This window comes from Streptomyces sp. NPDC054770 (assembly GCF_053611985.1).
Window position 1 is genome coordinate 175,691 of record NZ_JBSHBL010000012.1, and the last position, 6,000, is coordinate 181,690.

A 6,000-nucleotide genomic window follows, 5' to 3' on the forward strand; every position below is an offset into this window, starting at 1 on the left:
ATGCTTTTCCGGGGGCGCAGGGGCAGCAACTCGTGGGAACGCATGGGTCGTGCACACACGTGAGACAGCACACGTACGAAACGGTTTCGTTTCTCTAGATCGCAGGGTATCTTCGAGATGTACACACGAAGATGCCGATGGAGCAGTGAAGGGTGAGTGGCATGACTGAGGTCGCAACGGCGCGTCGCAGTCGGATCACGCCCGAGCGTGAGGCCGAGCTGTACGAGGCCGTGCTCGACCTGCTCCGCGAGGTCGGCTACGACGCCTTCACCATGGACGCCGTCGCCGCCCGCACCAAGTCCAGCAAGGCCACCCTCTACCGCCAGTGGGGCGGAAAGGCCGAGCTGGTGGCCAAGGCGGTGCGGTACCAGAAGCCGAGTGCCGCGATCGGCGAGATCGACACCGGGTCGCTCCGCGGCGACCTGCACGCCCTCACGATGCGCTCGGACGACTGCGAGATGGAGCAGAACTCCGCGCTGATGCGGGCGCTCGCCATGGCGGTCCACGGCAACCCGGACCTCCTGAAGGCGTTCAAGGAACACCTGATCGAGCCCGAGATGGCCCAGTTCCGCCAGGTGCTGCAACGGGCGATCGACCGGGGCGAGATCCGCGCGGACAACCCGGCGATCGGTTTCCTGATGCACATGATGATCGGCGGATTCGCCGCGCGCACCCTGATCGACGAGCAGCCGCCGACGCAGACCTTCGTGCTGTCCTACATCGACGCCGTGGTGCTCCCCGCCCTCGGCGCACCCGCCTGCTGACCCTTCCCCGCAGCCAGCCCACCTGACGCCTCCGCTCACGTCGTCGGGCCGATCACGCCTGCCCCCCCCACCGGGCCGATCACCCCTGCCCTGAAAACCCCACGACCTGACCGGGAGTACGCCCTCGTGGCCACGTTCCTCTACAAACTGGGCCGGCTCGCCTTCAGGCGACGGCACTTCGTCGCCCTCATCTGGGTGGCGCTGCTGACCCTGGCGGGCGTCGGCGCGGCCAATGCCCCCGCCGCCGGCAACACCTCCTTCTCCATCCCCGGAACCGAGGCCCAGAAGGCCTTCGACCTGCTGGACCAGCGCTTCCCCGGCTCCAGCTCCGACGGCGCCACCGCGCGCGTGGTCTTCAAGGCGCCGGCCGGCGAGAAGATGACCGACAAGCTCAACAAGGCGACCGTCAAGAAGACCGTGAAGGAACTGGAGGGCGGCTCCGAGGTCACCTCCGTCACCGACCCCTACAAGGGGCACGCGGTCAGCAAGAACGGCACGATCGCCTACGCCTCGGTGAAGTACAAGGTCTCCGGCATGGAGCTGGAGGACTCCTCCCGGGACGCCCTGAAGGCGGCCGCGCAGGACGCGCGGGACGCCGGGCTGACCGTGGAGGTCGGCGGCGACGCGCTCACCAGCACCCCCGAGACCGGGTCCAGCGAGGTCATCGGCATCGCGATCGCCGCGGTCGTCCTGGTCATCACGTTCGGCTCTCTGCTCGCGGCCGGGTTCCCGCTGCTCACCGCGATCATCGGCGTCGGCATCGGCGTCTCCACGATCACCGCGCTGGCCAGCGCGCTCGACCTGGGCTCCACCACCTCCACCCTGGCCACGATGATCGGCCTCGCCGTCGGCATCGACTACGCCCTGTTCATCGTCTCCCGCTACCGCGCGGAGCTCGCCGAGGGCCGCGAACGCGAGGAGGCCGCCGGCCGCGCGGTCGGCACCGCCGGCTCCGCCGTCGTCTTCGCCGGTCTGACGGTCGTGATCGCCCTGGTCGGCCTCTCCGTCGTCAACATCCCCATGCTCACCAAGATGGGTGTGGCGGCCGCCGGCACGGTCGTCGTCGCCGTCCTGATCGCCCTCACCCTCATCCCGGCGCTGCTCGGCTTCGCGGGCCGCAGGATCAAGCCCGCCGGTGAGAAGAGCAGGCTGTTCGGCGGCGGCCGCGCGCAGAAGAAGCACGCCGACCGCCCCAACATGGGCACCCGCTGGGCGAGCTTCGTCGTACGGCGCCCGGTCGCCGTCCTGCTGCTCGGCGTGGTCGGCCTCGGTGCGGCGGCGGTCCCCGCGGCCTCCCTCCAGCTCGGCCTCGGCGACGACGGTTCGCAGCCGACCTCGACCACCCAGCGCCGCGCCTACGACCTGCTCTCCGACGGCTTCGGGCCCGGCTTCAACGGCCCCCTCATGGTCGTCGTCGACGCCAAGGACAGCGACCACCCGAAGACCGCGTTCAACAAGGTCGACCACGACATCAAGGGCCTCAAGGACGTCGTCACGGTGACCCCGGCCGCGCCCAACAAGGCCGGCGACACCGCGACCATCACCGTCATCCCGAAGTCCAAGCCGTCCTCGGCCACCACCGAGGACCTGGTCCACGCGATCCGCGACCAGGGCACCGAGATCACCGCCGACACCGACGCCAAGGTCCTCGTCACCGGCGCGACGGCGATGAACATCGACGTCTCCCAGCGGCTCAACGACGCGCTGATCCCCTACCTGACGCTGGTCGTCGGGCTCGCCTTCCTCCTCCTGATCGTGGTCTTCCGCTCGATCCTGGTGCCGCTGAAGGCCGCCCTCGGCTTCCTGCTGAGCGTGATGGCCGCCCTGGGCGCCGTCGTCGCGGTCTTCCAGTGGGGCTGGCTGTCCTCCCTGCTCGGCGTCGAGGAGACCGGCCCGGTCATGTCGATGATGCCGATCTTCATGGTGGGCGTGGTCTTCGGACTCGCCATGGACTACGAGGTGTTCCTGGTGACCCGGATGCGGGAGGCGTACGTGCACGGCGAGAAGCCGAGCCAGGCCGTCGTCACCGGCTTCAAGCACGGGGCGCGGGTCGTCACGGCCGCCGCCGTCATCATGATGGCCGTCTTCTCCGGCTTCATCGGCTCCAGCGAGTCCATGATCAAGATGATCGGCTTCGGTCTCGCCATCGCCGTCTTCTTCGACGCGTTCGTCGTCCGCATGGCGATCGTCCCGGCGGTGCTCGCGCTGCTCGGCAAGCGCGCCTGGTGGCTGCCGAAGTGGCTGGACCGGGCACTGCCCAACGTCGACGTCGAGGGCGAGGGCCTGCGCGCCCTGGCCGACCGCGACGCCGACCGGGACGACGAGGACCGGGAGCTGGTACGCGCCTGAGGCACGGCTCGTGACAGACCGCCGGTGAGGGTCCGTGGGGACGGGGCACCCTCACCGGCTTTCTCGTGCCCGGGACCGCCGACCGTTCTTAACCACTCGCCGCCACTTCCCCGGTTTGGCTAGCGTGCCCCCATGACGACGACAGCCGCCACTGACGCCGACGCCGGGGACTCCGGTGCCCACCCTCGTTTCGCTGCCGCCCTGGAGGAGCTCGGCCTCGCAGAGCTGACCTCGCGGATCCGCCGGTTCCCGGACGCGACCCGGACCGCGGCCGAGGCCGCCGCCGCGGTCGGGTGCGAGCTGAGCGAGATCTGCAAGTCGCTGATCTTCGCCGCCGACGGGGTGCCCGTGCTGGTGCTGATGGACGGCGCCTCCCGGGTCGACGTGGAACTGGTCCGCAAGGAACTCGGCGCCGGGAAGGTGACCCGGGCCAAGGCGGACGTCGTACGCGAGACGACCGGGTACGCCATCGGAGGCGTGCCGCCCTTCGGGCACCGGACACGCACGCGCGTGCTCGCCGACCGGGCACTGCTGCGGCACGACGTGGTGTGGGCCGCGGCCGGCAACCCCCATGCCGTCTTCCCGATCGCGCCCGCCGCCCTGGTGGCACACGCCGGCGCCACCGTCGCGGACGTGCGCGAGCCCACCGCGTGACCCCTGCGGTCACCGCGGCCGTCCTGTTCGCCGCGGTCACCCACGCCGGCTGGAACGCCATCGCCCACCGGATCACCGACAAACTCGTCGGCTCCTCGCTGATCGCCGCCGGAAGCGTGCTGATCGGCTCGCTGCTGATGCCGTTCTCCGCCGTACCGGCGGCCGGCGCATGGCCGTACCTGATCGCCTCCTCGGTCGTCCACGTCGCCTACTTCGCGCTGCTGATGCTGTCCTTCCGGCTCGGGGACTTCGGGCAGGTCTACCCGATCGCGAGGGGCACCGCGCCGCTCCTGGTGACGCTGTTCGCCGCCGTGTTCGCGCACGAGGTGCCCGACGCACCCGCGGCCGCGGGCATCGCCGTGTCCTGCGCCGGGCTCGCCGGGGTCGCCCTGTGGGGGCTGCGCGGCCGCCGCCCCGACTGGACGGCGATCGGCGCCGCCCTCGCCACCGGCCTGTCGATCGCCGCGTACACCGTCCTGGACGGCCTCGGGGTCCGGGCCTCGGGATCCTCCGTGGGCTACATCGCCTGGCTGATCGCCCTCCAGGGCCTCGCGATCCCGACGTACGCCCTGTACCGCAGACGCGGCGAACTGCTCACCGCGGCCCGCCCGTTCGCCGCCCTGGGCCTGTTCGGCGCCCTGCTGTCCGTCCTCGCCTACGGACTGGTCCTGTGGGCACAGACCCGCGCCGAACTCGCCCCGGTCGCCGCGCTGCGCGAGTCGTCGATCATCGTCGGGGCGGCCATCGGAGCGGTCTTCTTCGACGAGCGGTTCGGGGCGCCCAGGATCGCGGCGGCCGGGCTGGTGGTCGTCGGGATCGGGCTGATGCTGCACGCCGGGTAGTGCGCCGGATCGTCCGTCAGCTGCCCCGACTTGCCGTTGCCTTGACGAACCGTTCCTCGAACGTTCAGCCGACTGCCTGTGCCTGGGTTGTGTGTTCTCCCTAAAGTCCCTGCGGGTTGCGCAAGAAGGGACGCAAGGGACTCATGGACACACCTCACGCAGTCCGGGCGCGCGGGATCACCAAGTACTTCGGCGACGTCGTCGCGCTGGACGCCGTGGACCTGGACGTGACGCAAGGCCAGATCCACGGCCTGGTCGGCCCGAACGGCGCCGGCAAGACGACCCTGCTGGGCCTGCTGCTGGGGCTGGCCGTCGCCGACGGCGGCAGGCTGGAGATCCTGGGCACGCCCGTCGAACGGGCGCTCGCCGCCCCGGACGGCGTCGCCGGCTTCGTGGACGCGCCCGGGCTCTACCCCTCGCTCACCGCCCGGCAGAACCTCGCCGCGCTGGCCGCCCTCCGCGGTCTCGACAAGGGGGCCGCGGGCGCCGCCAGGATCGACGACGTGCTCGCCGAGGCCGGGCTCACCGACGTCGCCGACGACAGGACCCGCGGCTTCTCCCTCGGCATGCGCCAGCGGCTCGGGCTCGCCGCCGCCCTGCTCACCCGGCCCCGGCTGCTCGTCCTCGACGAGCCGTCCAACGGCCTCGACCCGGCCGGCAAGAGACATGTGCACGGCGTCCTCACCCGGCTCGCCGCCGACGGCACCGGCGTGGTGCTCTCCAGCCACCGGATGGACGACCTGGAGGCGCTGTGCTCCGAGGTCACCATCCTCGCCACCGGACGCGTCGTCTTCTCCGGCCCGCTGAACAAGCTGGCCGCCGAGAACCGCGAACTCGACTACCGGCTGCGCACCTCCGACCCCGAGGCCGCGCGCCGGCTCGCCGCCGCCACGGCGGGCATCCGGATCGCCGACGGCACCGGCCCCGGCCTGCGGCAGGACCCCGAGGCGCTCGTCGTACGCGCCCTGGTGCCCGCCCTCGACGAACTCGTCGCCCAGATCGTCCGCTCGGGCGTCGCGGTCCGCGAACTCGCCCCCGTCGTGTCCCCGCTCGAAGCCGCCTTCCTCGCCCTCACCGAGCACCAGGAGACCGGCCGATGACCGTCACCCAAGCCGCCGCTGTCACCGAGATCGCCCCCGTCGCCCGTCGTGTCCCGGTGTCGCGCGCCTACCGCTTCGAGCTGGTGAAGCTGGTCTCGCAGTGGCGGATCGGGCTCCTGGTGGCCGCCTGCTGGATCGCGCCGGGGCTGTTCGTCGCCGGGGTCAGTCAGCAGAGCACGCTCCCCGCCGACACGCTCTTCGGGCGCTGGATGCACGCCACCGGCTGGGCCGGGCCGCTGGTGATACTCGGCTTCGCGGGCACCTGGGCGCTGCCGCTGCTGACGTCGGTGG

Annotated in this window: 5 protein-coding genes and 1 pseudogene; all 6 read left to right on the forward strand. The window is 71.5% G+C overall.

Annotated features, from left to right (window positions below):
- Positions 1-161 precede the first annotated feature (161 nt).
- Entirely contained in the window at positions 162-764 is a 603-nt protein-coding gene (locus ACWGKQ_RS14230; protein ID WP_453292193.1) for a TetR/AcrR family transcriptional regulator, read from the forward strand.
- Positions 765-890: 126 nt separating this feature from the next.
- A complete protein-coding gene (locus ACWGKQ_RS14235; protein ID WP_453292194.1) occupies positions 891-3,113 on the forward strand; it encodes an MMPL family transporter in 2,223 nt (740 codons plus the stop codon).
- A 132-nt stretch (positions 3,114-3,245) separates the two neighbouring features.
- Positions 3,246-3,767 (forward strand): YbaK/EbsC family protein, encoded by a 522-nt coding sequence (locus ACWGKQ_RS14240; RefSeq protein ID WP_453292195.1) that lies wholly within the window; start codon positions 3,246-3,248, stop codon positions 3,765-3,767.
- Positions 3,764-4,609 carry an EamA family transporter gene (locus tag ACWGKQ_RS14245; protein ID WP_453292196.1) on the forward strand — a complete coding sequence of 282 codons (846 nt, stop codon included), beginning with the start codon at positions 3,764-3,766 and terminating at the stop codon, positions 4,607-4,609. Before ACWGKQ_RS14240 ends, ACWGKQ_RS14245 begins: the two co-directional genes overlap by 4 nt.
- 143 nt (positions 4,610-4,752) lie before the next feature.
- Positions 4,753-5,709 carry an ABC transporter ATP-binding protein gene (locus tag ACWGKQ_RS14250; protein ID WP_453292197.1) on the forward strand — a complete coding sequence of 319 codons (957 nt, stop codon included), beginning with the start codon at positions 4,753-4,755 and terminating at the stop codon, positions 5,707-5,709.
- Positions 5,706-6,000: pseudogene (locus tag ACWGKQ_RS14255) on the forward strand (ABC transporter permease); the annotation flags it as partial. The gene ACWGKQ_RS14250 and the pseudogene ACWGKQ_RS14255, both read left to right, overlap by 4 nt.

Bases quoted from the DNA above. Each gene is read 5' to 3' on its own strand.
- ACWGKQ_RS14250 (WP_453292197.1), top strand. From the start codon at position 4,753: ATGGACACACCTCACGCAGTCCGGGCGCGCGGGATCACCAAGTACTTC.
- ACWGKQ_RS14240 (WP_453292195.1), top strand. From the start codon at position 3,246: ATGACGACGACAGCCGCCACTGACGCCGACGCCGGGGACTCCGGTGCC.
- ACWGKQ_RS14230 (WP_453292193.1), top strand. From the start codon at position 162: ATGACTGAGGTCGCAACGGCGCGTCGCAGTCGGATCACGCCCGAGCGT.